We start from the raw sequence: 21,161 nt of genomic DNA, 5'->3' as shown, positions 1-21,161 counted from the left end.
GTAGATCGCGCGCCTGCGTCGATCCGCTCCCCCTCGGGCCGGGACGGGCGGGACCTTTCACCTCGCGTGCGAGATCCACTAGTACGTCCGGGTATTGCCAACCCCGCCGACCACTTCCCAGGGTGGATGTCGTCGCCGAGCGCAGCGTGCTTCTTCCCCCCTGGCCGCAGCCTCGGCGGCGCCCCTTGCACCCGTCGGAAGGTTCCCCCTCCCGTGAGCGTCACCTCGTCCACGATCACCAGCCGTCTCGCCGCCCGCAAGAAGGCCGCCGTCGCCGTCGGCGCCGTCGCCCTGGGTGCCTCGGCCGCCGCCTTCGGCGCCACGCCGGCCCAGGCCGCCGCCCCCGCGCAGGCACCGTCCTCCGCGAGCGCGAGCGACGCCAAGGCCGCGGCGCACAAGCTGATCCCGGACCAGGCCCAGTACCAGTGCTTCAGCAACATCGTCGAGCGCGAGAGCGGCTGGGACCCGACCGCCACCAACCCGTCCAGCGGCGCCTACGGCCTGGTGCAGGCCCAGCCCGGCTCGAAGATGGCCTCGGCGGGCGCGGACTGGAAGACCAACCCGGAGACCCAGATCAAGTGGGGTCTGGACTACATGAACTCCACCTACGGCAGCCCCTGCGACGCCTGGAAGTTCTGGCAGTCCCACAACTGGTACTGAGCGGCCCGCGGCAGCTGACTGCTCCTGAAGCGGCCGACGCCCCGGCGTCGGCCGCTTTCGTGCACCCGGACTGCTGTACGTCCGGATGATGATCACTTAGCGTTCGGCGCATGACAGAGCGACGTGCGATTCTCAGCGGTTCGGCCTTCGAGGAGCAGATCGGCTACGCCCGTGCCGTGGTGGACGGCGACTGGGTGCATGTGTCCGGGACGACCGGGTTCGACTACACGACCATGACGATCTCCGATGACGTGGTGCAGCAGGCCGAGCAGTGCCTGCGCAACATCGAGGCCGCGCTGACCGAGGCCGGGTGCGGCTTCGCCGACGTGGTGCGGGTGCGCTACCTCCTTCCCGACCGCGCGGACTTCGAGCCGTGCTGGCCGGTCCTGCGGCGCTGTTTCGGCGAGGTCCGGCCGGCCGCCACGATGATGGTGTGCGGCCTCGCCGACCCCCGGATGAAGATCGAGATAGAGGTGTACGCACGGCGGGTCACGCCGTGACCGGACGGCGAGGAGGCCGGGGCGGGGCCCGGCCCGGTCAGCGCCCGGTCGCCCCGTCCATCCGCTCGCGCAGCAGGTCGGCATGGCCGTTGTGCCGGGCGTACTCCGCTATCAGGTCGACCATGACGCGGCGCAGTGAGACCGGATCACCCGAGGCCGCGTGGATGCCCGTCGCGTCCAGGGACGGTGCGCCGGCCACGATACGGCGGGAGTGCTCGCACTGCTCCCGCCAGACGGCCAGGGCTTCCTCCGGGTCGCCGGACAGGTCGTCGAAATCCTGGTCGGGGTCCTCGTCGGAGTAGTGGAGCATCGGGGTCCGTTCGCCCGCGAACTGGATGTGGAACCACCACCGCTCCACCCCGGCGAGATGCCGTATCAGCCCGTGCAGGCTCATGCTCGACGGCGGCACCGTCCGCTCCGAGAGCCGCTCGGCGGGCACTCCCGAGCACTTCAGCTCGAAGGTGGCGCGGTGCCACTCCAGATAGCTGGTGAGGATGTCCCGCTCGTCCCCCACCAGCGGCGGGCGCTGCCGCGCGCCGCCCTCGTCCGCCCACAGCGGCGCGTGATTACCCGGCGGTACCGGTGGCGGCCACGCGCCCCGAGCCCCTGATCCAGCCCCCGGTCCGGCCCCGGCTTCAACCCCTGATTCGGTCATGAGGCGAGTGTGACAGGGACCACTGACAACGCCCCTTCGCCTCCGCCCGTCACAACCGCTGAAGGATCGTCCCCGTCGCCAGTCCTCCGCCCGCGCACATCGTGACCAGCGCGAACTCCTTGCCGGTCCGCTCCAGTTCGTGCAGCGCCGTGGTGATCAGGCGGGCGCCCGTGGCGCCGACGGGGTGGCCCAGGGCGATGGCGCCGCCGTTCACGTTGACCTTCTCCAGATCCTGGTCGAAGACCCGCGCCCAGGACAGGACGACCGACGCGAACGCCTCGTTGATCTCCACCAGGTCGATGTCCTTGAGCGACATCCCGGCCTTGCCCAGCACGGCCCGCGTCGCGTCGATGGGCCCGTCGAGGTGGTAGTGGGGGTCGGCGCCGACCAGCGCCTGGGCGACGATGCGGGCCCGTGGCTTGAGTTTGAGCGCGCGGGCCATCCGCTTGGACGCCCACATCACCGCGCTCGCGCCGTCCGAGATCTGGGAGCAGTTGCCCGCCGTGTGCACGGCGGTCGGCATGACCGGCTTGAGCCCGCCGAGCGCCTCCATGCTCGTGTCGCGCAGCCCCTCGTCGCGGTCCACCAGCCGCCACATGCCCTGCCCGGCGGCCTGTTCGTCCTCCGTGGTCGGCACCTGCACGGCGAACGTCTCGCGCTTGAAGCGTTCCTCGGCCCAGGCCGCCGCGGCCCGCTCCTGCGAGCGCAGCCCGAGCGCGTCGACGTCCTCGCGGGTCAGCCCCCGGTTGCGGGCGATGCGTTCGGCCGCCTCGAACTGGTTGGGCAGGTCCACGTTCCACTCGTCCGGCCAGGGCTTGCCGGGCCCGTGCTTGGAGCCGCTGCCCAGCGGCACCCGGGACATCGCCTCCACGCCGCACCCGATGCCGATGTCGATGACGCCGCCCGCGACCATGTTGGCGACCATGTGGTTGGCCTGCTGGGACGAGCCGCACTGGCAGTCCACGGTGGTGGCGGCCGTCTCGTACGGCAGGCCCATCGTCAGCCAGGCGGTGCGGGCCGGGTTCATGGACTGCTCGCCGGCGTGGGTGACCGTGCCGCCGACGATCTGTTCCACGCAGTCCGGCTGGATGCCGGTGCGGTCGAGCAGTTCGCGGTAGGTCTCGCCGAGGAGGTAGGCGGGGTGGAGGTTGGCGAGCGCGCCGCCGCGCTTGCCGATCGGGGTGCGTACGGCTTCCACGATGACGGGTTCCGCGGCCATGACTGACTCGTCCTCTCCTCACGTCCCGCAGGACGTCCCGGCACCCCCGACGACGGAACTGGTACGCGTTCTAGTTCCCTGGTCAGTCTCTTTGAGCCGCGGGCGGCGGCGCAAGGGTGCTGCACGGGCCTTCCGCCCCCAACGGGCGCGCGGAGGCGGCACTTGACGCCCCGCTCCCCCTTGCCACTTATAGAACTCGTTACTACCTTCACCGCCATGAGCTGACGGCCCGTCAGGACCGCCGGTCGGCATCCGCACGACGACGGGCCGCCAGGACCCCCGACCGGCACCGGGCCGGACCAGAGCTGGAGTCACCGAGATGCCATGCCCCGAGCTGCCCGACGGGTTCGACTTCACCGACCCCGACGTCTACCACCGCCGCGTACCGCTGCCCGAGTTCGCCCGGCTGCGGCGCACCGCGCCCGTATGGTGGAACGCCCAGCCGCACAACATCGCCGGCTTCGGCGACGACGGCTACTGGGTGGTGACCCGGCACGAGGACATCCGGGAGGTCTCCACCCGGCCGGAGGTCTTCTCGGCGAACCGCAACACCTCGATCATCCGCTTCAACGCGGCCATGACCCGCGACAAGATCGACGTCCAGAAGCTGATCATGCTGAACATGGACCCGCCGGAACACACCCGGGTCCGGCAGATCGTCCAGCGCGGCTTCACGCCCCGCGCGATCCGCGCTCTCGAAGGCGCCCTGCGCGACCGCGCGCGGACCATCGTCGCCGCCGCCCGCGGCAAGGAGTCCGGCGACTTCGTCACCGACATCGCCTGCGAACTCCCGCTCCAGGCCATCGCCGAGCTGATCGGCATCCCCCAGGACGACCGGTCCCGCATCTTCGACTGGTCGAACAAGATGATCGCGTACGACGACCCCGAGCTGGCCGTCACCGAGGAGGTCGGCAGCACCGCGGGGGCCGAGCTGATCTCGTACGCGATGAACCTGGCCGCGGCCCGCAAGGAGTGCCCGGCGCAGGACATCGTCAGCCGGCTGGTCGCGGCGGAGGACGAGGGCAACCTCGCGTCCGACGAGTTCGGGTTCTTCGTCCTCCTGCTGGCCGTCGCGGGCAACGAGACGACCCGCAACGCGATCACCCACGGGATGCACGCCTTCCTGACCCACCCCGACCAGTGGGAGCTGTACAAACGGGAACGGCCCGGCACCGCGGCCGAGGAGATCGTGCGCTGGGCGACGCCCGTCGTCTCCTTCCAGCGCACCGCCACCCAGGACACCACCCTGGGCGGCGAGCGGATCGGCGAGGGCCAGCGCGTCGGCCTCTTCTACGCCTCCGCCAACCACGACCCGGAGGTCTTCGAGAACCCCGGGACGTTCGACATCACCCGCGATCCCAACCCCCATCTGGGGTTCGGCGGGGGCGGCCCGCACTTCTGCCTCGGCAAGTCGCTCGCCGTCCTGGAGATCGACCTGATCTTCCAGGCCATCGCCGACACCGTGCCGGACATCGCCCTCGCGGGCGCCCCGCGCCGGCTGCGGTCGGCCTGGCTCAACGGGGTGAAGGAGCTGCGGGTCCGGTACGCGTAGGCCGTGCGCGTACGCGAAGACGCGGCGGAGCCGGGCGGTACGGCGGCGCGCCGGTACGGCGGTGCTGCCGGGCGGCGGGCCCGCGTGTCTCTTTTTGCGTCTCCTGTGGTTCCTTCGGTCCTCAACCTTGCCAACGGCTACTGGCAGACTTACATTCAACTCGCCAGTAACACCGGCCAGTTCTTCACACCCTCCACCTGATCGCCACACGCTTGCCGTTTCCTGGCCCGGTGCCCAGCACGTCCCCCCACAACTCTCGGCTGCGCGATCCACCGCACTTCGAAGGGGACCACTCTCATGAAGGACGCACACGGCAGACACGTCACGGGGCGGGTCAGCTGGCGCAAGTTCGCCGTGCTGTCCGTCCCGGCCTTCGCCGGGACCGCGGCACTGGCCATCGCCCTGGCCAACGGCGCGCTGGCGGCCTCGTTCGCCGTATCGGGACAGCAGTTCAAGGTGTCCGCCGCCTCCCTCAACGGCGAAGGCTTCGCCCAGTACGGCGGCGTGGACCAGAACGCCCGCGGCGACCTGCTGCCGGTGGCCGTGACCGCCATCAAGAAGGCCGACCTGCACAAACTGTGCCAGTCGGTGGTCACCACACTGCCGGTCATCGGCGACATCTCCCTCAACCTCACCGCGGGCGGCGGCAAGACACCGGTCCATGCCACCGACCTCTTCGTGGACGCCACCCAGCTCTCCGGCAACGCGTCCTTCAACAACATCGAGATCGGCCGGGACGCCTCCACCCTCGACAAGGGCCCGGCGACCGCACAGGGCATGCAGGACCTGTTCGCCCAGCAGGCCGACGATGTCAACATCACCGACCTCAAGCAGACGGCCTGGGCGACCAACGCCGGTACCTTCCGGCTGTCCGGCCTGAGCATGAAGATCTCCAAGGGCAAGAAGGAATGCTTCTGACCGGGCAGGGCTCCTGGCGGCGCGGGCGGGCGGCCTGGCGGCGCTGGCGCAAGGGCCGCCCCTTCTGGGGCGGGCTGGCGGCCGTCGTCGCCGGTGCGGAGATCTGCGCCATCCCGCTGGCACCGCTGAAGGTCATGCTCCAGCAGGGCATCGCCGGAATCCCGTCCGTCCTGATGGGCCTGGTGATGATCCTGATGGGCCTGTCCGCGTGGTTCGCGCCGCACTACCGGGGCCTGGCCGGCATCCTCACCGTCCTGGTGTCCACCGCCGCACTGGTGATGTCCAATCTCGGCGGGTTCCTGTTCGGCACGATCGTCGGCATCCTCGGCGGCGGCATGATCTTCGCCTGGCAGCCACGCCCGCTGCCGGAGCCCGAGCCGGGGCCGCAGGCGGATGCGGGTACGGGCCCCCGACCGGAGCAGGGGCCGGAACCGGTTCCGGGTCCGGGGCCGTCCGACGGCGAGCCGTCCGCACCGCACCGCACCCAGCCGCAGAGCTGACCGGGCCGCGCGGCAGGTCAGCGACGTAGGTGTACTTCGACGCCCTGGTACGGGTACGGCGACGCTTCCGTACCCGTACGGCGCCGCCCTCGTCCCCGTAAGACAGCTTCCGTACCCGTACGGCGCCGCCCTCTCGCCCGCAAGACCGCACCTCCGTACCCGTACGACGGTGTCCGCCATGGTCCCACCGGGTCGCCGGGCCCCGTCCCACGCGTACGGCGGGCTCGCACACCCCCCTGACCCGCAGGTGTTCGCAGGCACCTGCGTCGCCCCATCAACACCGCTCGCAGAAGGAGAACCGCGATGACGCACAGACCCGCACGCTCTCGCGCACACCACTCCGTCGCACGGCGGCCGCGCGCCCTGCTCGCCGCCGGTACGGGCATCCTCGCGACCGCATCCCTCTCCCTGGCCCTGACCGGCTCGGCCACCGCCCAGCCCACCGGGGCACCGGTCACCCCCGGCGCGACCACCGTCACCCCGGCCGGTCATTCCTACGCCGCCACCCTCAGCGGCAAGGCCACCTTCAAGGCCGGTTCGGTGACGGTGACCTGCACCGTCTCCAACGCCACCGGCCAGGTCCCGGACGCCCCGGGCAACTCCAACGCCTCCGGCCCGGTCAGCAACGGCATCTCGGCGCCCAGCTACACCTCGTGCACCACCAGCATGCCGGGCGTCAGCGCCACCATCCAGACGTCCGGCGCCTGGGGCGTCACCATGCAGAACGGCGCACCGAGCACCGCCGGGCTGACCATCCCGACCGGCGGTTTCGTGCTCAAGACCAGCGGTCTGGCCAGTTGTACGGTGACGGCCGCCCCCACCGGCGCGGCGACGGTGACCGGTGCCTGGGCGAACGGCGCGCCGTCCACCCTCACCTTCACCAACGCCTCGGTACCGGTGAAGGTCGTCGGCGGTTTCGGCTGCCCGACCAGCGCCACGACGTCGGCCTTCAACGCCACGTACAAGGTGGCCGACACCACCGACCCGGCGTCGCAGATCACCGTCACCGGCTGACGGGCGGTCCGGCTGACAGCCGCTCCCGGCTGACGGCCGGCTCCGGCTGACGGCCGGGAGGCGTCCGCCGCCGCCCCCTCAGCCGCGGGCGCCCCCGGCCGTCGTCAGTCCGTCGCCCTCACCCGCCGGTGAGGGCGACGGCAACCGTCACCGCGCCGGTCACCAGCAGCCCCGCCACGACGAGCAGGCCCGTCAGCAGGCGACGGCGCAGCACCCGGTACACGCCCTCGTACTCGGCGCGGAGTTCTCCGCTGCGGGCGGCGATCCGCCGCAGGCAGGCCCGGGAGAATTCCAACTGGTCGGCCTGGTACTGCTGCTCGACCTCCGCCTGCTGCGCGCGGGTCAGCCACGGCAGCCGGGCGCTGAAGTCGCGGGCGCGCTCCTTCTCCGCCTCCCAGAGCAGATATCCCTCGATCTCGTTGACGGCCTCGGCTGTGCTCATCGGTGTGCTTCCGCTCATACCAGCACCTCGTGTTCCTTTTCACGGTCCAGGCCGGGCGTACCGACTTCCGGGTGGTGCAGGTCGAATGCCGGGGATTCGGACCGGATGCGCGGCAGGGAGGTGAAGTTGTGCCGCGGCGGCGGACAGGAGGTGGCCCACTCCAGCGAACGGCCCCAGCCCCACGGGTCGTCGTCCGTGACCTTTTCCCCGTACTTCGCGGTCTTCCAGACGTTGTAGAGGAACGGCAGCAGCGACAGGCCCAGCAGGAACGAGGCGATCGTCGAGACGGTGTTGAGCGTCGTGAAGCCGTCGGCGGCCAGGTAGTCGGGGATGCGGCGCAGCATGCCCTCGGCACCCAGCCAGTGCTGGACGAGGAAGGTGCCGTGGAAGCCGATGAAAAGCGTCCAGAAGGTGATTTTCCCGAGCCGTTCGTCCAGCATCCTGCCGGTGAACTTCGGCCACCAGAAGTGGAAGCCGGCGAACATCGCGAAGACGACGGTGCCGAAGATGACGTAGTGGAAGTGGGCGACCACGAAGTAGGAGTCCGTCACGTGGAAGTCCATCGGCGGCGACGCCAGAATGACGCCGGTCAGCCCGCCGAAGGTGAAGGTGATCAGGAAGCCGACGGCCCAGAGCATCGGTGTCTCGAAGGACAGCGAGCCCTTCCACATCGTGCCGATCCAGTTGAAGAACTTCACCCCGGTCGGCACCGCGATCAGGAATGTCATGAAGGAGAAGAACGGCAGCAGCACGCCGCCCGTCGCGTACATGTGGTGGGCCCAGACGGTGACCGAAAGGCCCGCGATCGAGATCGTCGCCGCGATCAGCCCGAGGTAACCGAACATCGGCTTCCGGGAGAAGACCGGAATGACCTCGGAAATGATGCCGAAGAACGGCAGCGCGATGATGTAGACCTCGGGGTGGCCGAAGAACCAGAAGAGGTGCTGCCACAGCAATGCGCCGCCGTTGGCCGCGTCGAAGACGTGCGCGCCGAATTTACGGTCCGCCTCCAGCGCGAAGAGGGCCGCGGCCAGCACGGGGAAGGCGAGCAGGACCAGTACGCCGGTCAGCAGCACGTTCCACGTGAAGATGGGCATGCGGAACATCGTCATGCCGGGCGCGCGCATACAGACGATGGTGGTGATGAAATTGACCGCGCCCAGGATCGTCCCGAAGCCGGACAGCGCCAGGCCCATGATCCACATGTCGCCGCCGATGCCCGGGGAATGCACGGAGTCGGAGAGCGGCGCATAGGCGAACCAGCCGAAGCCGGCGGCGCCCTGCGGCGTGAGGAACCCGCCCACCGCGATCAGTGAGCCGAAGAGGTACAGCCAGTACGCGAACATGTTCAGCCGGGGAAAGGCGACATCGGGGGCGCCGATCTGCAGCGGCATGATCCAGTTCGCGAAACCGGAGAACAGCGGCGTCGCGAACATCAGCAGCATGATCGTGCCGTGCATCGTGAACGCCTGGTTGAACTGCTCGTTCGACAGGATCTGATGGCCCGGCCTGGCCAGCTCGGCGCGCATCAGCAGGGCCAGCAGGCCGCCGACGCAGAAGAACGCGAACGAGGTGATCAGGTACAGCGTGCCGATGGTCTTGTGGTCGGTGGTCGTCAGCCACTTCACGGGGGACTTCATGCACCGTAGGTGTCCGGGGCCGCCGGAAACTTCACCGCGGCAGGGTGTGAAGATCGCGGACGTGCCGGACACCAACAGATCATGAGCAAGGACGCAGCCGCCGGGGACGGCCCGGACGAGGACCTCGGCGCGGGCCCCGGCGCGGACCCCGGCCCGGACGTCGACCGGGACGTGGACGAAGCCTTCGCCGCCGCCTACCGCACGCACTACTGGGCGGTCAGCCGCTTCGTCGCCCGCCGGCTGGACAGCGGACAGGAGGACGACGTCGAGGAGGTGGTGGCGGAGGTCTTCTCCATAGCCTGGCGGCGGCGCGCCGAGCTGCCGCCGTCTCCGCTGCCCTGGCTGTACGGCGTGGCCCGCAACTGCCTGTCGAACACGGTGCGCGGCTTCGGCCGTTACCGGCGCCTGCTGCACCGCCTCGGCAATCACGAGGCCGCGCACCGCCGTCAGACCGTGGACAGCCCCGACTCGGAACGTCCGGGGTCCTGGGTGCACGAGGCGCTGGAACGTCTCTCCCCCGCCGACCAGGAGGTGTTGCGCCTGACGGCCTGGGAGGAGCTGACCCTCCAGGAGTTGTCCGTCACCCTCGACTGCAGCCAGAGCGCGGCGGCCATGCGACTGCACCGGGCGCGCAACCGGCTCCGTACGCAGATAGACCGTCTCCGGCCGAAGGGGGCGCCGGAGCCAGGGCCCGACCCGGGGCCCGTCGCTCCCCCGCCGCGCCCGCGCGCGCACCGCACACCCGCACGCCGTACCCCCGCACGCCCCCCTTTGCCCGCACCCGCGGTGCCGACCCGAGCCGGAGGCCGCAGCCTTGACTGACGAACTGGAGCTGCTGCGGCAGGCCGATCCCGTACGGTCCGACGAGGGGCCCTGGCGCGACCGCCCGCTCACCGCGCGCGCCGAACACCGGCTGGCCGCGCTGACGAGCGCCGACGCGCCGTCTTCCACGCCGGAGCGCATCCCGGAGCGCGGCCCCCGTCTCCCCCGTGCTGCCCGGCCCCGCCGCACCCGCCGCCTGCTCATCGGCGCCACCGCCGCCTCGGCCGCCGCGATCGCAGCCCTCACCCTCACCTTCTCCGGCGTCAGCACGGCACCGGCGGCGGCCTCCCCCACGGCGCTCGTCGTGCAGCCCGACGCCCCGGCCCTGCCGCTGGACGAGGTCGCGCGCCGGGCGGAGGCGTACGCCCGCGCCCGGCACGACGCCCCGAAGCCGCACCGGGGCAGCCACCTCCAGAGCTGGTACCTCAGCATGGAGACCGGCCCCGACGCCCAGCCGCCGGTCACCATCCCCGAGGAGCGCATCACCCGCTGGAACCCGGACGGCAGCGGCTCCGAACTCGTCGTCGCCACCGACCCCCGGCACCCCGGCCGCCCGGTGATCAACGACGCCGACGGCACGTGGCGCACCGTCAACGACGGCAAGGTCCTGCACCGCAAGACGTACCCCCCGGGCACCCGCCTGGACGACCCGGCCACCGGCGACGGCACGCTGCCCGCGCGGCCGCCCGCCGATCCGGACGAGCTGCGCTCCTACCTGTCCACCTTCTACAGCGGCGCCGGCACCGAGACGCAGCCGCTGCTGATGGCCCTCTCCTCCTTCCTCCAGGAATGGACCCCGGGCCCGCGCGAGTCGGCGGCACTGGTCCGGATGCTCTCCCGGATCAAGGACCTCCGCCCGGCCGGCCAGGTCGTCGACCGTCTCGGGCGGCGCGGCCAGGCGTACGCGTACCGGGGCACGGACGCGTCGCAAGGGTCGATGGACGGCACCCTGCAACTGGTCGTCCTCGACGCGGAGACCGGTCGGATCCTCGGCATGGAGACGACGTTGACGAAGGACGTCCCCGACTTCAAGATCAAGTCGGGTGACGTGCTGTCGTACGAGGCGTGGATGCCGTGAGGTGCGGGCGGGCCGCCGGCCGGTGTCTCTCCGGCGGCCCGCGCCGTCCGCCCAGCGGCTGTCGCCTCTCCGGCAGGCCCGTGCCGTCCACGCCGTCCGCCCAGCGGCTGTCGCCTCTCCGGCAGGCCCGCGTCCATCCGTTCAGTGACCAAGCCGCTCCAGGGCCTGCTGCGGATAGCGCGCGCCCGCCACCGCGTCGGCGGGCACCGCCGCGCGCAGCCGCGCGACCTGCTCCGCGGTGAGGGTCAGGTCCGCCGCGGCGGCGTTCTCGGCGACATATCGCGCCCGCTTCGTACCGGGAATCGGCACGATGTCCTCGCCCTGCGCCAGCAGCCAGGCGAGCGCCGCGCGCGCCGGCGGCACCTCCAGCTCGTCGGCCACGCGGCGCACCGCGCGGACGAGCTGCAGATTGCGCTCGATGTTCTCGGCGGAAAACCGCGGCCAGCGTCGCCGGTTGTCGTCCTCGCTCAGCTCCTCGCGCGAGGCGAGCGCCCCCGCGAGCATCCCGCGCCCGAGGGGCGAGTACGCCACCACGGTCACGCCCAGCTCGCGGCAGGTGGCGAGCAGTTCGCCCTCGACCACGCCCCGGGTGAACAGCGAGTACTCGACCTGGACCGCGCTGACGGGATGCACGGCGTGCGCCGTGCGCAGCGTCCGCGGGCTGACCTCCGAGAGGCCCAGGTGGCGCACCTTGCCCGCCGCGACCAGCTCCGCCATCGCGCCGACGGTCTCCTCGACCGGTACGGCGGGGTCGCGGCGGTGCGCGTAGTAGAGGTCGATGTACTCGACGCCGAGCCTGCGCAGCGAGGCGTCGCAGGCGACCGGTACGTACCCGGGCGATGTGTCCACCGTGTCGACCCGCCCGGTCGCCGGGTCGTGCCGCAGCCCGAACTTCGTCGCGAGGACGACGTCCTCCCGCGCGCTCCGGCCGCGCAGCCAGTCGCCGACGAACTCCTCGTTCGCCCCGCGCCCGTACGCGTCGGCCGTGTCGAGGAACGTCACCCCCAGCTCCGCGGCCCGGTCGAGCGCCCGTCGCGCCTCCGCCGGATCGGCGGGCCCGTACGCGACGGACATCCCCATGCACCCGAGCCCCACGGCCGACACCGCGGCCCCGCCCGGCCCACCGAGCCGTCGACACCTCATGGCGTTCCTCCATCACTCGCCGGGTCTGCTCCGCCGAGTGGCAGGGTACGGCCGGATGGCTGATGCTTGATGGGCGCGACGATCCCGCGGCGCGGCAGCCCCACGCTGCCGCGCCGCTCGCGTCCGGCGCCCGGCACCCGCGCCAGGCGCCCGACCACGTCAGGCCAGGGGAACGTTGACGCAGGCCAGGCGGGCACCCGCGGTCCCCGCCTGGCCCGGTTCGGTGTGCGTCTTGTGCTCGTGGACGACCACCGAGCGGGCCTGTCCGTAGCGGACGTGCCAGTTGACCCTGGCGACCGAGGAACCGTCGCCGTCCGCGTCCGTCTTCAGGTCGAGCCACACCTCGTTGCGCGGGTTGGCGTAGGCGGGGTCGGTGGAGGGCTGCACCGGGTCGGGGACGTTCTGGTAGTGCGGGCCGGAGTCGGCCGGTTTGGGCCCGCAGGGCTTGGTGTGGACATGAGCGCCGTACGTACGGTCCGGGAGCAGGCCCGCCAGGCGCAGGCCGACGACCGTACGGGCGTCCTTGCCGGAGCCGTACCGCTTCTCCACGACCGTGACCCTGCTGCCCTCGGGCACCAGGGCCGGATCGTGGGTGACGGCCTCCCCCGTCGGCGACGCGGTGAAGTGGGCACGGACGGTCACGCTGGTGCTCTGCGCTCCCATGGACGGCGCGACGGCGGGCGCCATCGCCAGTGATGCGGTCAGCACTGCTGCCGTAGCGATAGACATGCGACGCACCCTCGCGTCCCGGCGCGCCGGCCGGAACCGGGTATTCGGTCAGGCGGGGTGTACGGGGACGTTATGGAAGAGGTGTGGGGGAAGGGTTGCGGGAGGGTTTGCGGGGCACACGGGAGGCGGGGTCGAGGAGGCCCTGAAGTGGGCCCGGTGAACCTTGGAAAAATTGTCGGTCATGGCCCGCATACATCCGCCCGGAGTGGGCAGGGTCAGGTCCGTGCCGTGCATATCCGGCGCACAACAGGGCAATTCGGTTGCGGTGATCCTGGCGAGATGGATCACATTCATAAAGGCCGGATAAGGCCCCTCGGGGCGCTTCCTTCCCTGCCAGGAGCAGGGATCCACGCTGTTGCGCCGCCATGCGCTCACTGTCCGTGATGAGCCGCTCTGCCCCTATGGTCGACCTTTGCCCGTCACGCCATGGCGGGCCCGACCCGCCAGGTGCGGGTGTTCCATGCAGTCGTCCCAGAGAGCGCAGGCGAGCGAGCACGTGCCGACGCAGTCACCCGTCGCACCGCGGACCCGTACCGGTGGTCCCGTAACCGAGTCGGAGAAACCGGCGAAACCGGAGAAGCGGGGGCCGGGCAGCGGCAGCGACGACGTCACCGTCGTCGATCCGTCCATGGTCAAGCGGGCCGTCTCGGCAGCCGCCGTCGGCAACGCGATGGAGTGGTTCGACTTCGGCGTCTACAGCTACATCGCGGTCACGCTCGGACAGGTCTTCTTCCCGTCCGGCAACCCCACCGCGCAGTTGCTGTCGACGTTCGGCACCTTCGCCGCGGCCTTCCTGGTCCGCCCCATCGGCGGCATGGTCTTCGGCCCGCTCGGCGACCGTATCGGCCGCCAGAAGATCCTCGCCATCACCATGATCATGATGTCGGCGGGCACCTTCGCGATCGGCCTGATCCCCTCGTACGCCTCCATCGGCGTCGGGGCACCGATCCTCCTGCTGGTCGCCCGGCTGATCCAGGGCTTCTCGACCGGCGGCGAGTACGGCGGCGCCTCCACCTTCATCGCCGAGTACGCGCCCGACAAGAAGCGCGGCTTCCTGGGCAGCTGGCTGGAGTTCGGCACCCTCGCCGGTTACGTCGGCGGCGCCGGCCTGGTCACGCTGCTGACCTACCTCTTCCGCCACGACCACGACGCCCTGCTCTCCTGGGGCTGGCGCATCCCGTTCCTGGTCGCGGGGCCGATGGGCATCATCGGTCTCTACCTGCGGATGCGGCTGGAGGAGACCCCCGCCTTCGCGCAGCTGGAGAAGGATGCGCGGTCCAAGGAGAAGGAGCGCCGGGAGGCCGAGAAGAAGATCGGCCTGCGCGAGATGATCTTCGGTCAGTGGCGCCCGATGCTGCTCTGCGTCGGCCTGGTCCTGGTCTTCAACGTCACCGACTACATGCTGCTGTCGTACATGCCCAGCTACCTGACCTCGGAGCTGAAGTACGACGAGACGCACGGACTGCTGGTCGTGCTGGCGGTCATGGTCGTGATGATGTGCGTGCAGCCCTTCGCGGGCCGGCTCACCGACCGCTTCGGACGCCGTCCGGTCATCGCGACCGGCTGCGTCGGCTTCCTGGTGCTGTCCGTGCCGTCGCTGCTGCTGATCCGGCAGGGTTCGCTGGCCGGCATCGCGCTGGGCATGGCCGTCCTCGGCCTGCTGCTGGTGTGCTTCACGTCCACCATGCCGTCCACACTGCCCGCGCTGTTCCCGACCAAGGTGCGCTACGGCTCGCTGTCCATCGGCTTCAACGTCTCGGTCTCCATCTTCGGCGGTACGACTCCGCTGGTGGTGACCGCGCTGATCGGCGCCACGGGCAACAACATGATGCCGGCGTTCTACATGATGGCCGCCGCCGTGGTCGGCGGGATCGCGGTCCTGCTGATGTCGGAGAGCGCGCGCAAGCCGCTGCCGGGGTCGCCCCCCTCGGTCGAGACGGAGTCGGAGGCGCGCGCGCTGCGCCGGGCCGCCGGTGCGGGCTCAGGATCGGGTTCGGGTCCCAAGGCCGCTTCGGGCAAGCGACGGGTGACAGCGGAGTCGCCTGCCTGATACGGCCGGTGGCGCGAGCCTAGGCCCCGTAACCCCCGCAACGCCGGTGCGCGAGGACGAGACCGTCCTCGCGCACCGGCGTTTTCGGCTGTGTGTGAGGCCTCTGCCTCAGGTGTCGCTCGGGCGGTTCGGGCCCACCCACCCGCCGTTGTCGCAGGTGCGTCCCGTCGGGTCCTTCCGGCCGTGCGCGTACAGTCCGTCCCCCGTGGTCGCGCCGGACGGCGAGGGGAAGAAGCTGGTGTAGGCGAAGCGGCAGCTGTCACCGCCCGCCGAACGGTCGTGCGCGGGACAGGCCGACGCGACGGGAACGGCGGCCAGGACGGCGCCGGCCGCGGACACCGACACCACCGCGGCACGGGTGAACTTCCGCAAGGAGTACAAGGGGTTGCCTTTCGTCACCGGGCCGCGCCCTCGCGCGCCCCGGCCGCCATGCTGGCGGGAAACCGCCGTCCCGGCCCGGCCACACTCCGGCGCACCGGCGGCTGCAACCCCAACAGCGGACGCGACCGTCACCACCGCGCCGCCGCCCCGTTGAACCCCTTCGGGTCACTGCTCCACGAGCCGTACGAACGGTATGTTCTCCCCCGCCTGCCGGTAGCCCTCCGCCGTGCCGTCCACCTCGAACCCCATGTACGCCGTCAACTGGCGGGCCGCCTTCGGATGCTTCGGCGCGTACCGCGCCATGATCCGGCCGCCCTCGTCGGCGGGGAGGAAGTGCGCGATCACGGCACACCGCCTGCGGCCCACCTGGATGGTGGCCCTGGGCTGCGCCTGAAGGTTGCGGTACCACTGCGCACCCGGGCCGAAGCCGGAGGCCAGCGTCCACGTACGGGCCTGCCGGTCGTACGACACCACCTCCAGGACGACGCGCCGGGTCTTGCCCGACGTACGGCCGAGGTGCTCCAGAAGCAGCAGCCGCTTGCCGAAAAGGCCACCGAGACCGAGCCGGTAGAGGTGGATCGGAGCCCGGAAGGCCAGCCGCTTCCAGCCCGTCGGCCGCGCCGGCCTGCCGACCCGCCGCGCCGCCCGCGGTGCCTGCGACGGCCCCTGTCCCGCTTCTGAGTTCGACATACTCCGACGCTAACCCCGACCACCGACAACGGAAGTGGCGCAACCGGCCGAGCTGCGGCACTCGGACGGACCGGCCCTGCCCCCGGGGGCGCGCCAGCGTTCAATACGGCGCTCCGCGTCCGGACGACGCTCACCGCATGAGCACAGACCTGACTGCCGCCCCGTCCCGCGAACCCGTCCTGTGCTTCGCCGCCGACAACCTCGACCTGGCCGGTGTGGCGGTCCACGCCCCCCGCAAGCCGGTCGACAAGGTGATCAAGGGCCTGAAGCTGCACGGCTGATTTCCCGGCCGGCCCCGGCCCCCGGCCGCCGCCCGCCGGGCGGCCCTGGTCTCCGTCCGCCGGACGGTATGGGGCACGATGTTCGGTATGAGCATCGTGAAGATCAATGTGCTGACCGTTCCCGCCGAACAGCGGGAGGTCCTGGAGAAGCGCTTCGGCGCGCGGGCCGGTTCCGTGGAGTCCTCGGACGGCTTCGAGTGGTTCGAGCTGCTGCGCCCGGTCGAGGGCACCGACAGCTACTTGGTGTACACGCGGTGGCGTGACGAGCAGGCCTTCGAGGCGTGGATGGAGGGCCCGATGAAGGCCGCGCACCAGGGCGGTGGCGCGGAAGGCGGCGAGCGGCCCAAGCCCGCCGCTTCCGGGTCGACGCTCTGGTCGTTCGAGGTGGTGCAGCAGGCCGGGCCGAAGGAACAGGGCTGAGCGTCCGGGGTCCGGGGGCGCCCGGGGCGGCTCAGAAGTCGAGCAGACGCTGGGCGGTCTCCCGGTAGTGGCGCAGGGCGACGCGGAGCTGTTCGGTGTCGGCGTTGCCCTGCTCCCAGGAGGTGTGCAGGGAGCGGCGGCGGGCGGCCAGGGCCTCCGGCAGGAGGGCGGCCAGCTCTTCGTAGATGCCGTCGGCTTCCTGCACGGCCTCACGGGGGCGGTCGACGAAGCCGTTGACGGCGTGGTCGAGCCGCTGCCGCAGCTTCTCCCGGGCGTCGGAGGGGAGCAGAGGCTCGGGGGTGCCCGCTCCTCGGCCGAAGCCCTCGCCGTGGGTGGAAGAGGCGGGTGCGGACGAGGCAGGAGAGCCCGGTGTGCCGGGACCGCCGGTCGTTCCTGCCGGGTAGTCGGTCTCGGTGCCGGGCAGACCGGCGTACACACCGGGTACGGACTCGGTGGCGCCCGACGTGGCGGTGGGCGGCGGTGCGGCCGGCTGCTGCGCGCTGCGGTCGCCCTCGTACGCGGCGGCTCCGCGCTCCGGAGGCGGCATACCTTCGCTCGCCGCGCGCTCCTGGGGCGTCTCGACGGGACCGGTCCCGCGCTCGTCGTAGGTGCTCATCGCGCACCGCCTTCCGCGGTGTCGTGCCCGTGGCCGCCGCCGTGCGTCCAGGGGGAACGCAGCCGGTCGCCGAGCCGCCGGGCGGTGGGCTTGTGGTTCCGGGTGCCGGGCCGGCCGGCCGACGGGGCGTGGCCGTCGCGGGCCGGGTCGGTGCGGCCGTGCGCCGTGCCGCCACGGCCGTGGTCCCGGGGGCCGTGGTCACGGCCGTGCGAGGTGGCCGAGCGGCCCGTACCGGCTTCGAGGAGTTCGGTGAACAGGGCGCGCGCGTGCACCACTGCGGCCCGCAGTTCCTCGGTACCGGCGGCGTTCTCGGGCCGGTTGTTCCGGGCGCGTACGGCGGTCTCGTGGGCCTTGCGGTAGTCGTGGACGCCCTGCGCGTGGTGGACGGAGAGCGCGTCGGTCTGCTCGTCGTAGGTGTCCGCGGGGTAGCCGCGCTCCCGGGCGAGCCGGCCGATCAGCAGGTCGGCCTCGACGACGGCCTGTTCGGGCTCGTCGACGAACTGCCGCTGCACGGCCTCCCACCGCTCCTCGTACTGCAGGCGCAGTTCGGCGGTCAGCGGCGTCGGGCGGAACGCGCCGTGGCGGTCCAGCCGCTGGTTCAGCTCGCGTTCGGCGGCCGCGGTGTCGCCGTCGTGCACGGCGACGGCCCGTTCGTACTCCGGGCCGAAGCGGCGCCGCAGACCTCTGCTGCCACTGCGCGCGACCTTGGCGCGTGCCATGAGGACGAGAGCGGCGATCACCAGGAGCGCCACCACAGGGACGATGATCAAGGTGATGGACATACGGATCGGGTAGCCACGCCGCCGGACGCCAAACACGGGCTGCTGACGGGCCCTTGGGGCGCGCGGTCCGGCCGGCACGATGCCGACGGCCCGGCCCAGCACGATACCGACGGCCCAGCCCGGCACGATGCCGACGGCCCAGCCCGGCACGATGCCGACGATCCGGCCCGGCACGATGCCGACGATCCGGCCCGGCACGATGCCGACGATCCGGCCCGGTGGGCGCCACCGCCCGGCCCGGCGAGCCGCCCGCGCGATATCCGCAGGCGGCGCTCCCGCCCGTACCGGCACAATGCCGCCATGACTGAAGCCGCCACCAGGCGTCTGCCCGAGACCTGGCACCTCACGGTCGAGCCGGACGACTCGCCCGCCGCGACCGCCCTGTTCCGCGAGTACTACACCGAGGTCGCGCAGCGGTACCACACCCTGCGCGGGCAACCGCGGATCACGTCCGAGGAGATCGACGAAGGCGTCGCGGAGTATCCGCCCGGTCAACTGGTGGCACCGGGCGGCGCGTTGTTCATCGCCCGACAGGCCGGCGAAGCCGCCGGCTGCGCCGGGCTGCTGCTCATCGACGGCGGGCGTACGGCGGAGCTGAAGCGGGTCTTCGTCCGCGAGCCCTGGCGCGGCCGGGGCGCGGCGGGCGTGCTGCTGCGCGCCGTCGAGCGGCATGCGGCGGAACTGGGCGCCGAGCGGCTCCGGTTGGACACCCGGCGGGATCTCACCGAGGCCGTCGCGCTGTACCGGGCGTACGGGTACAGGGAGATCCCCGCGTACAAGGAGGACCGTTACGCGGAGATCTTCTTCGAGAAGGCGGTGGCGGCCCCGTACCGCTGAGCCCGGCTCGCCTCTCGGGCGGCGGCTCTGCTCAGCGCCCCGCCGGCGGCCGGCGTCGGCGGGTGTCGTCCCCGCGCGGGCTCTCCGCGTCCGAGCCGCACAGTTCCGCCGTCAGCTCGTCGACCAGCTCCGTGAGGTCGGTCGGCCGGTCCTCGGTCCACCAGTCCCCGAGCAGTTCGGCCAGCGACGCGCGGCGCGCCGCGGCCAGCCGTTCCGCGATCGCCCGGCCCTTGTCGGTGAGGACCAGCGGCAGCCCCTCCCGTACGGCCAGGCCGCGCTCCTCGATCTGCCGGGTGGCCTCGGCGATCACCCGCAACGGCACGATGCTGCGCTCGGAGAGCAGCGCGGGCTCCACCGACCCGAAGCGGTGGATGCGCAGCAGCATCCAGCTCGCCGCGGGCCGGAGGTCCAGCCCGGCCGTTTCGGTGATCCGCTCGTAGACCGCCTTGCGGCCCTCCAGGCTGCCCAGCCGGGACAGCGCGCGGCAGACCTCGTCGTACGAGGAACGGTGTACGGGGTTCGAGGAGAGCACCTCGGAGGTGTCGGGCGCGGTGACGCCCCGGCGCAGCGGCTCCTCGCGCAGGAACCAGGCCAGGACGAAGGCGATCAGGACGACCGGGACCGCGTAGAGGAAGACGTCGGTGATGGAGGTCGAGTAGGCGTCGAGGACGCCGGACGCGGCGTCGGGGGGCAGCTGTCCGACCGTCCGCGGGTCTTCCGCGATCCTGGACGGGTCGGTACCGGGCGGCAGCTGCTTGCCCGCGAGGGCGTCGGCGATCCGTGGCCCCAGCTTGTTGGCGAAGACCGTGCCGAAGATGGAGACGCCGAAGGAGGAGCCGATCGAACGGAAGAAGGTGGCGCCCGAGGTGGCGACGCCGAGATCCTGGTAGTCGACGGCGTTCTGCACGATCAGGACCAGGACCTGCATGACCAGGCCCAGCCCGAAGCCGAAGACGAAGAAGTACAGGCTCATCACGGTGGTGCCGCTGTCCGGGCCGAGCTGGTGCAGGAGCAGCAGGCCGACGGCCGTGACGGCGGTACCGGCGACGGGGAAGACCTTGTAGCGCCCGGTACGGCTGACGAGCTGCCCGGACCCGGTCGAGGACAGCAGCATGCCGATGACCATCGGCAGCATGTGCACCCCGGACATGGTCGGTGAGACGCCCTGCACCACCTGGAGGAAGGTCGGCAGGTAGGTCATCGAGCCGAACATCGCGAAGCCGATGACGAAGCCGATGACCGCGGTGAGGGTGAAGGAGCGCAGGCGGAACAGGCGCAGCGGGAGGACCGGTTCGGCGGCCCGGCGCTCGACGGCGACGAACCCGGCCAGCAGGACCAGGCCGAGCACCCCGAGGCCGATGATCTGCCAGGAGCCCCAGCCGTAGCTGACGCCGCCGAGCGAGGTCATCAGGACGAAGCAGGCGGCGACCGCGGCGATCAGGAGGGTGCCGAGGTAGTCGATGCGGTGCGGAGTGCGGCGGACGGGGATGTGCAGCACCCCGGCGATCACGGCCAGGGCGACGATCCCGATGGGCAGGTTGATGTAGAAGACCCAGCGCCAGCTCAGGTGGTCCACGAACAGGCCGCCGAGCAGCGGCCCGAGCACGCTGGTGGCGCCGAAGACCGCGCCGAACAGGCCCTGGTAGCGGCCGCGGTCGCGGGGCGGCACGATGTCGCCGACGATCGCCATCGACAGCACGATCAGGCCGCCGCCGCCCAGGCCCTGGACGGCGCGGAACGCGATCAGCTGCGGCATGTCCTGCGCGATGCCGCACAGCGCGGACCCGATCAGGAAGATCACGATGGCGGTCTGGAACAGCCGCTTGCGCCCGTACTGGTCACCGAGCTTGCCCCACAGCGGGGTCGCCGCGGTCGAGGCCAGCAGGTACGCGGTGACCACCCAGGACAGGTGGTCCAGGCCGCCGAGGTCGCTGACGATGGTGGGCAGCGCGGTGGCGACGATGGTCTGGTCGAGTGCCGCGATGAGCAGACCGAGCAGCAGCGCGCCGATCGCGACGAGGACCGTCCGCCGGGACTGCCCCTCGCCGGGCACGGCCGGGGCACCGGTGTCCTGCGCCATGAGCGTCTCCCTCCTCGTGCGGAGCGGGGCCGGGCTTCGGTTCCATCCTGATCGTTTCGGTGGGATACGGCCTGCTGGGCGCCGCGCGGACCGGTGGTGCCCGAAGGCTCCCTGTGCAGGAAGGGATCAGACCGGGATAATCACTGACCGAT

General features: G+C 71.6%; 23 protein-coding genes. 12 read left to right on the top strand and 11 right to left on the bottom strand.

Annotated features, from left to right (window positions below; all coding sequences use genetic code 11):
- The first annotated feature begins 213 nt into the window (after positions 1–213).
- Together OEIGOIKO_RS29810 and OEIGOIKO_RS29805 are read left to right on the top strand one after the other, a co-directional pair.
- Positions 214–660 (top strand): aggregation-promoting factor C-terminal-like domain-containing protein, encoded by a 447-nt coding sequence (locus OEIGOIKO_RS29810; RefSeq protein WP_125056631.1) that lies wholly within the window; start codon positions 214–216, stop codon positions 658–660.
- A 110-nt stretch (positions 661–770) separates the two neighbouring features.
- A complete protein-coding gene (locus OEIGOIKO_RS29805) occupies positions 771–1,160 on the top strand; it encodes a RidA family protein (protein WP_125056630.1) in 390 nt (129 codons plus the stop codon).
- A gap of 37 nt (positions 1,161–1,197) precedes the next feature.
- Here the strand turns inward: OEIGOIKO_RS29805 and OEIGOIKO_RS29800 are convergent, their stop codons facing one another.
- Positions 1,198–1,815: a DinB family protein gene (locus OEIGOIKO_RS29800; protein WP_125056629.1), complete on the bottom strand. Its 618-nt coding sequence runs from the start codon at positions 1,813–1,815 to the stop codon at positions 1,198–1,200.
- A 49-nt stretch (positions 1,816–1,864) separates the two neighbouring features.
- The gene (locus tag OEIGOIKO_RS29795; RefSeq protein WP_125056628.1) at positions 1,865–3,034 is read right to left on the bottom strand and encodes a steroid 3-ketoacyl-CoA thiolase; all 1,170 of its coding nucleotides are present in this window, start codon (positions 3,032–3,034) and stop codon (positions 1,865–1,867) included.
- Between the two features lie 319 nt (positions 3,035–3,353).
- Between OEIGOIKO_RS29795 and OEIGOIKO_RS29790 the strand changes: the two genes are divergently transcribed.
- The 4 genes from OEIGOIKO_RS29790 to OEIGOIKO_RS29775 all read left to right on the top strand — a co-directional run bounded on the left by OEIGOIKO_RS29790 (position 3,354) and on the right by OEIGOIKO_RS29775 (position 7,018).
- Entirely contained in the window at positions 3,354–4,586 is a 1,233-nt protein-coding gene (locus tag OEIGOIKO_RS29790; protein WP_125056627.1) for a cytochrome P450, read from the top strand.
- A gap of 297 nt (positions 4,587–4,883) precedes the next feature.
- Positions 4,884–5,504, top strand: coding sequence for a DUF6230 family protein (locus OEIGOIKO_RS29785; protein ID WP_125056626.1), 621 nt, complete (start codon positions 4,884–4,886; stop codon positions 5,502–5,504).
- The gene (locus tag OEIGOIKO_RS29780) at positions 5,495–6,004 is read left to right on the top strand and encodes a DUF6114 domain-containing protein (protein ID WP_125056625.1); all 510 of its coding nucleotides are present in this window, start codon (positions 5,495–5,497) and stop codon (positions 6,002–6,004) included. Before OEIGOIKO_RS29785 ends, OEIGOIKO_RS29780 begins: the two co-directional genes overlap by 10 nt.
- 303 nt (positions 6,005–6,307) lie before the next feature.
- The gene (locus tag OEIGOIKO_RS29775; RefSeq protein ID WP_125056624.1) at positions 6,308–7,018 is read left to right on the top strand and encodes a hypothetical protein; all 711 of its coding nucleotides are present in this window, start codon (positions 6,308–6,310) and stop codon (positions 7,016–7,018) included.
- A 118-nt stretch (positions 7,019–7,136) separates the two neighbouring features.
- Here the strand turns inward: OEIGOIKO_RS29775 and OEIGOIKO_RS29770 are convergent, their stop codons facing one another.
- Entirely contained in the window at positions 7,137–7,478 is a 342-nt protein-coding gene (locus OEIGOIKO_RS29770; protein ID WP_125056623.1) for a hypothetical protein, read from the bottom strand.
- The gene (gene ctaD / locus OEIGOIKO_RS29765) at positions 7,475–9,100 is read right to left on the bottom strand and encodes an aa3-type cytochrome oxidase subunit I (RefSeq protein WP_125056622.1); all 1,626 of its coding nucleotides are present in this window, start codon (positions 9,098–9,100) and stop codon (positions 7,475–7,477) included. Before ctaD ends, OEIGOIKO_RS29770 begins: the two co-directional genes overlap by 4 nt.
- An 81-nt stretch (positions 9,101–9,181) precedes the next feature.
- Between ctaD and OEIGOIKO_RS29760 the strand changes: the two genes are divergently transcribed.
- Both OEIGOIKO_RS29760 and OEIGOIKO_RS41885 read left to right on the top strand, forming a co-directional pair.
- The gene (locus tag OEIGOIKO_RS29760; RefSeq protein WP_125056621.1) at positions 9,182–9,922 is read left to right on the top strand and encodes an RNA polymerase sigma factor; all 741 of its coding nucleotides are present in this window, start codon (positions 9,182–9,184) and stop codon (positions 9,920–9,922) included.
- A complete protein-coding gene (locus OEIGOIKO_RS41885; RefSeq protein ID WP_170251914.1) occupies positions 9,915–11,000 on the top strand; it encodes a CU044_5270 family protein in 1,086 nt (361 codons plus the stop codon). Before OEIGOIKO_RS29760 ends, OEIGOIKO_RS41885 begins: the two co-directional genes overlap by 8 nt.
- Positions 11,001–11,141: 141 nt before the next feature.
- Here the strand turns inward: OEIGOIKO_RS41885 and OEIGOIKO_RS29745 are convergent, their stop codons facing one another.
- Together OEIGOIKO_RS29745 and OEIGOIKO_RS29740 are read right to left on the bottom strand one after the other, a co-directional pair.
- The gene (locus OEIGOIKO_RS29745) at positions 11,142–12,143 is read right to left on the bottom strand and encodes an aldo/keto reductase (protein WP_125056619.1); all 1,002 of its coding nucleotides are present in this window, start codon (positions 12,141–12,143) and stop codon (positions 11,142–11,144) included.
- Between the two features lie 159 nt (positions 12,144–12,302).
- A complete protein-coding gene (locus tag OEIGOIKO_RS29740) occupies positions 12,303–12,872 on the bottom strand; it encodes a superoxide dismutase family protein (RefSeq protein ID WP_125056618.1) in 570 nt (189 codons plus the stop codon).
- Positions 12,873–13,332: 460 nt separating this feature from the next.
- On the opposite strand from OEIGOIKO_RS29740, the gene proP reads away from it, so the two are divergent.
- The gene (proP, locus tag OEIGOIKO_RS29735) at positions 13,333–14,922 is read left to right on the top strand and encodes a glycine betaine/L-proline transporter ProP (protein WP_246177606.1); all 1,590 of its coding nucleotides are present in this window, start codon (positions 13,333–13,335) and stop codon (positions 14,920–14,922) included.
- Positions 14,923–15,030: 108 nt separating this feature from the next.
- Here proP and OEIGOIKO_RS29730 read toward each other — a convergent pair whose 3' ends face one another.
- Both OEIGOIKO_RS29730 and OEIGOIKO_RS29725 read right to left on the bottom strand, forming a co-directional pair.
- Positions 15,031–15,303, bottom strand: coding sequence for a hypothetical protein (locus OEIGOIKO_RS29730; protein WP_125056617.1), 273 nt, complete (start codon positions 15,301–15,303; stop codon positions 15,031–15,033).
- A 165-nt stretch (positions 15,304–15,468) separates the two neighbouring features.
- Positions 15,469–15,993: a nitroreductase family deazaflavin-dependent oxidoreductase gene (locus OEIGOIKO_RS29725; protein ID WP_246177605.1), complete on the bottom strand. Its 525-nt coding sequence runs from the start codon at positions 15,991–15,993 to the stop codon at positions 15,469–15,471.
- A gap of 137 nt (positions 15,994–16,130) precedes the next feature.
- Between OEIGOIKO_RS29725 and OEIGOIKO_RS42190 the strand changes: the two genes are divergently transcribed.
- Together OEIGOIKO_RS42190 and OEIGOIKO_RS29715 are read left to right on the top strand one after the other, a co-directional pair.
- Positions 16,131–16,274, top strand: coding sequence for a DUF2000 family protein (locus tag OEIGOIKO_RS42190; protein ID WP_174857238.1), 144 nt, complete (start codon positions 16,131–16,133; stop codon positions 16,272–16,274).
- A gap of 87 nt (positions 16,275–16,361) precedes the next feature.
- Positions 16,362–16,694 (top strand): antibiotic biosynthesis monooxygenase family protein, encoded by a 333-nt coding sequence (locus tag OEIGOIKO_RS29715; protein ID WP_125056616.1) that lies wholly within the window; start codon positions 16,362–16,364, stop codon positions 16,692–16,694.
- 31 nt (positions 16,695–16,725) lie between these two features.
- On the opposite strand, the gene OEIGOIKO_RS29710 is transcribed toward OEIGOIKO_RS29715, so the two are convergent.
- Positions 16,726–17,310 (bottom strand): hypothetical protein, encoded by a 585-nt coding sequence (locus tag OEIGOIKO_RS29710; RefSeq protein WP_125056615.1) that lies wholly within the window; start codon positions 17,308–17,310, stop codon positions 16,726–16,728.
- Positions 17,307–18,290 carry a hypothetical protein gene (locus OEIGOIKO_RS29705; protein WP_174857237.1) on the bottom strand — a complete coding sequence of 328 codons (984 nt, stop codon included), beginning with the start codon at positions 18,288–18,290 and terminating at the stop codon, positions 17,307–17,309. The genes OEIGOIKO_RS29710 and OEIGOIKO_RS29705 overlap by 4 nt, the downstream gene beginning before the upstream one ends.
- Before the next feature lie 102 nt (positions 18,291–18,392).
- Here OEIGOIKO_RS29705 and OEIGOIKO_RS29700 point away from each other — a divergent pair, with 102 nt between their 5' ends.
- Positions 18,393–18,929: a GNAT family N-acetyltransferase gene (locus tag OEIGOIKO_RS29700; RefSeq protein WP_125056614.1), complete on the top strand. Its 537-nt coding sequence runs from the start codon at positions 18,393–18,395 to the stop codon at positions 18,927–18,929.
- Positions 18,930–18,960: 31 nt separating this feature from the next.
- Here the strand turns inward: OEIGOIKO_RS29700 and OEIGOIKO_RS29695 are convergent, their stop codons facing one another.
- On the bottom strand, positions 18,961–21,009 hold the full coding sequence (locus OEIGOIKO_RS29695; RefSeq protein ID WP_125056613.1) for an MDR family MFS transporter: 2,049 nt from the start codon (positions 21,007–21,009) through the stop codon (positions 18,961–18,963).
- Positions 21,010–21,161 lie beyond the last annotated feature (152 nt).

Origin of the sequence: Streptomyces paromomycinus, from assembly GCF_003865155.1 — a bacterium.
Lineage (GTDB): Bacteria > Actinomycetota > Actinomycetes > Streptomycetales > Streptomycetaceae > Streptomyces > Streptomyces chrestomyceticus.
The sequence above is the reverse complement of the archived record's forward strand: the minus strand, read 5'-3'. Positions and strand labels throughout refer to the sequence as shown.

Bases quoted from the DNA above. Each gene is read 5' to 3' on its own strand.
- OEIGOIKO_RS29740 (WP_125056618.1), bottom strand. From the start codon at position 12,872: ATGTCTATCGCTACGGCAGCAGTGCTGACCGCATCACTGGCGATGGCG.
- OEIGOIKO_RS29790 (WP_125056627.1), top strand. From the start codon at position 3,354: ATGCCATGCCCCGAGCTGCCCGACGGGTTCGACTTCACCGACCCCGAC.
- OEIGOIKO_RS42190 (WP_174857238.1), top strand. From the start codon at position 16,131: ATGAGCACAGACCTGACTGCCGCCCCGTCCCGCGAACCCGTCCTGTGC.
- OEIGOIKO_RS29805 (WP_125056630.1), top strand. From the start codon at position 771: ATGACAGAGCGACGTGCGATTCTCAGCGGTTCGGCCTTCGAGGAGCAG.
- OEIGOIKO_RS29745 (WP_125056619.1), bottom strand. From the start codon at position 12,143: ATGAGGTGTCGACGGCTCGGTGGGCCGGGCGGGGCCGCGGTGTCGGCC.
- OEIGOIKO_RS29715 (WP_125056616.1), top strand. From the start codon at position 16,362: ATGAGCATCGTGAAGATCAATGTGCTGACCGTTCCCGCCGAACAGCGG.
- OEIGOIKO_RS29700 (WP_125056614.1), top strand. From the start codon at position 18,393: ATGACTGAAGCCGCCACCAGGCGTCTGCCCGAGACCTGGCACCTCACG.
- OEIGOIKO_RS29725 (WP_246177605.1), bottom strand. From the start codon at position 15,993: ATGTCGAACTCAGAAGCGGGACAGGGGCCGTCGCAGGCACCGCGGGCG.
- OEIGOIKO_RS29780 (WP_125056625.1), top strand. From the start codon at position 5,495: ATGCTTCTGACCGGGCAGGGCTCCTGGCGGCGCGGGCGGGCGGCCTGG.
- ctaD (WP_125056622.1), bottom strand. From the start codon at position 9,100: ATGAAGTCCCCCGTGAAGTGGCTGACGACCACCGACCACAAGACCATC.
- OEIGOIKO_RS29760 (WP_125056621.1), top strand. From the start codon at position 9,182: ATGAGCAAGGACGCAGCCGCCGGGGACGGCCCGGACGAGGACCTCGGC.
- OEIGOIKO_RS29800 (WP_125056629.1), bottom strand. From the start codon at position 1,815: ATGACCGAATCAGGGGTTGAAGCCGGGGCCGGACCGGGGGCTGGATCA.
- OEIGOIKO_RS29795 (WP_125056628.1), bottom strand. From the start codon at position 3,034: ATGGCCGCGGAACCCGTCATCGTGGAAGCCGTACGCACCCCGATCGGC.
- OEIGOIKO_RS29775 (WP_125056624.1), top strand. From the start codon at position 6,308: ATGACGCACAGACCCGCACGCTCTCGCGCACACCACTCCGTCGCACGG.
- OEIGOIKO_RS29770 (WP_125056623.1), bottom strand. From the start codon at position 7,478: ATGAGCGGAAGCACACCGATGAGCACAGCCGAGGCCGTCAACGAGATC.
- proP (WP_246177606.1), top strand. From the start codon at position 13,333: ATGCAGTCGTCCCAGAGAGCGCAGGCGAGCGAGCACGTGCCGACGCAG.
- OEIGOIKO_RS29710 (WP_125056615.1), bottom strand. From the start codon at position 17,310: ATGAGCACCTACGACGAGCGCGGGACCGGTCCCGTCGAGACGCCCCAG.
- OEIGOIKO_RS29695 (WP_125056613.1), bottom strand. From the start codon at position 21,009: ATGGCGCAGGACACCGGTGCCCCGGCCGTGCCCGGCGAGGGGCAGTCC.
- OEIGOIKO_RS29785 (WP_125056626.1), top strand. From the start codon at position 4,884: ATGAAGGACGCACACGGCAGACACGTCACGGGGCGGGTCAGCTGGCGC.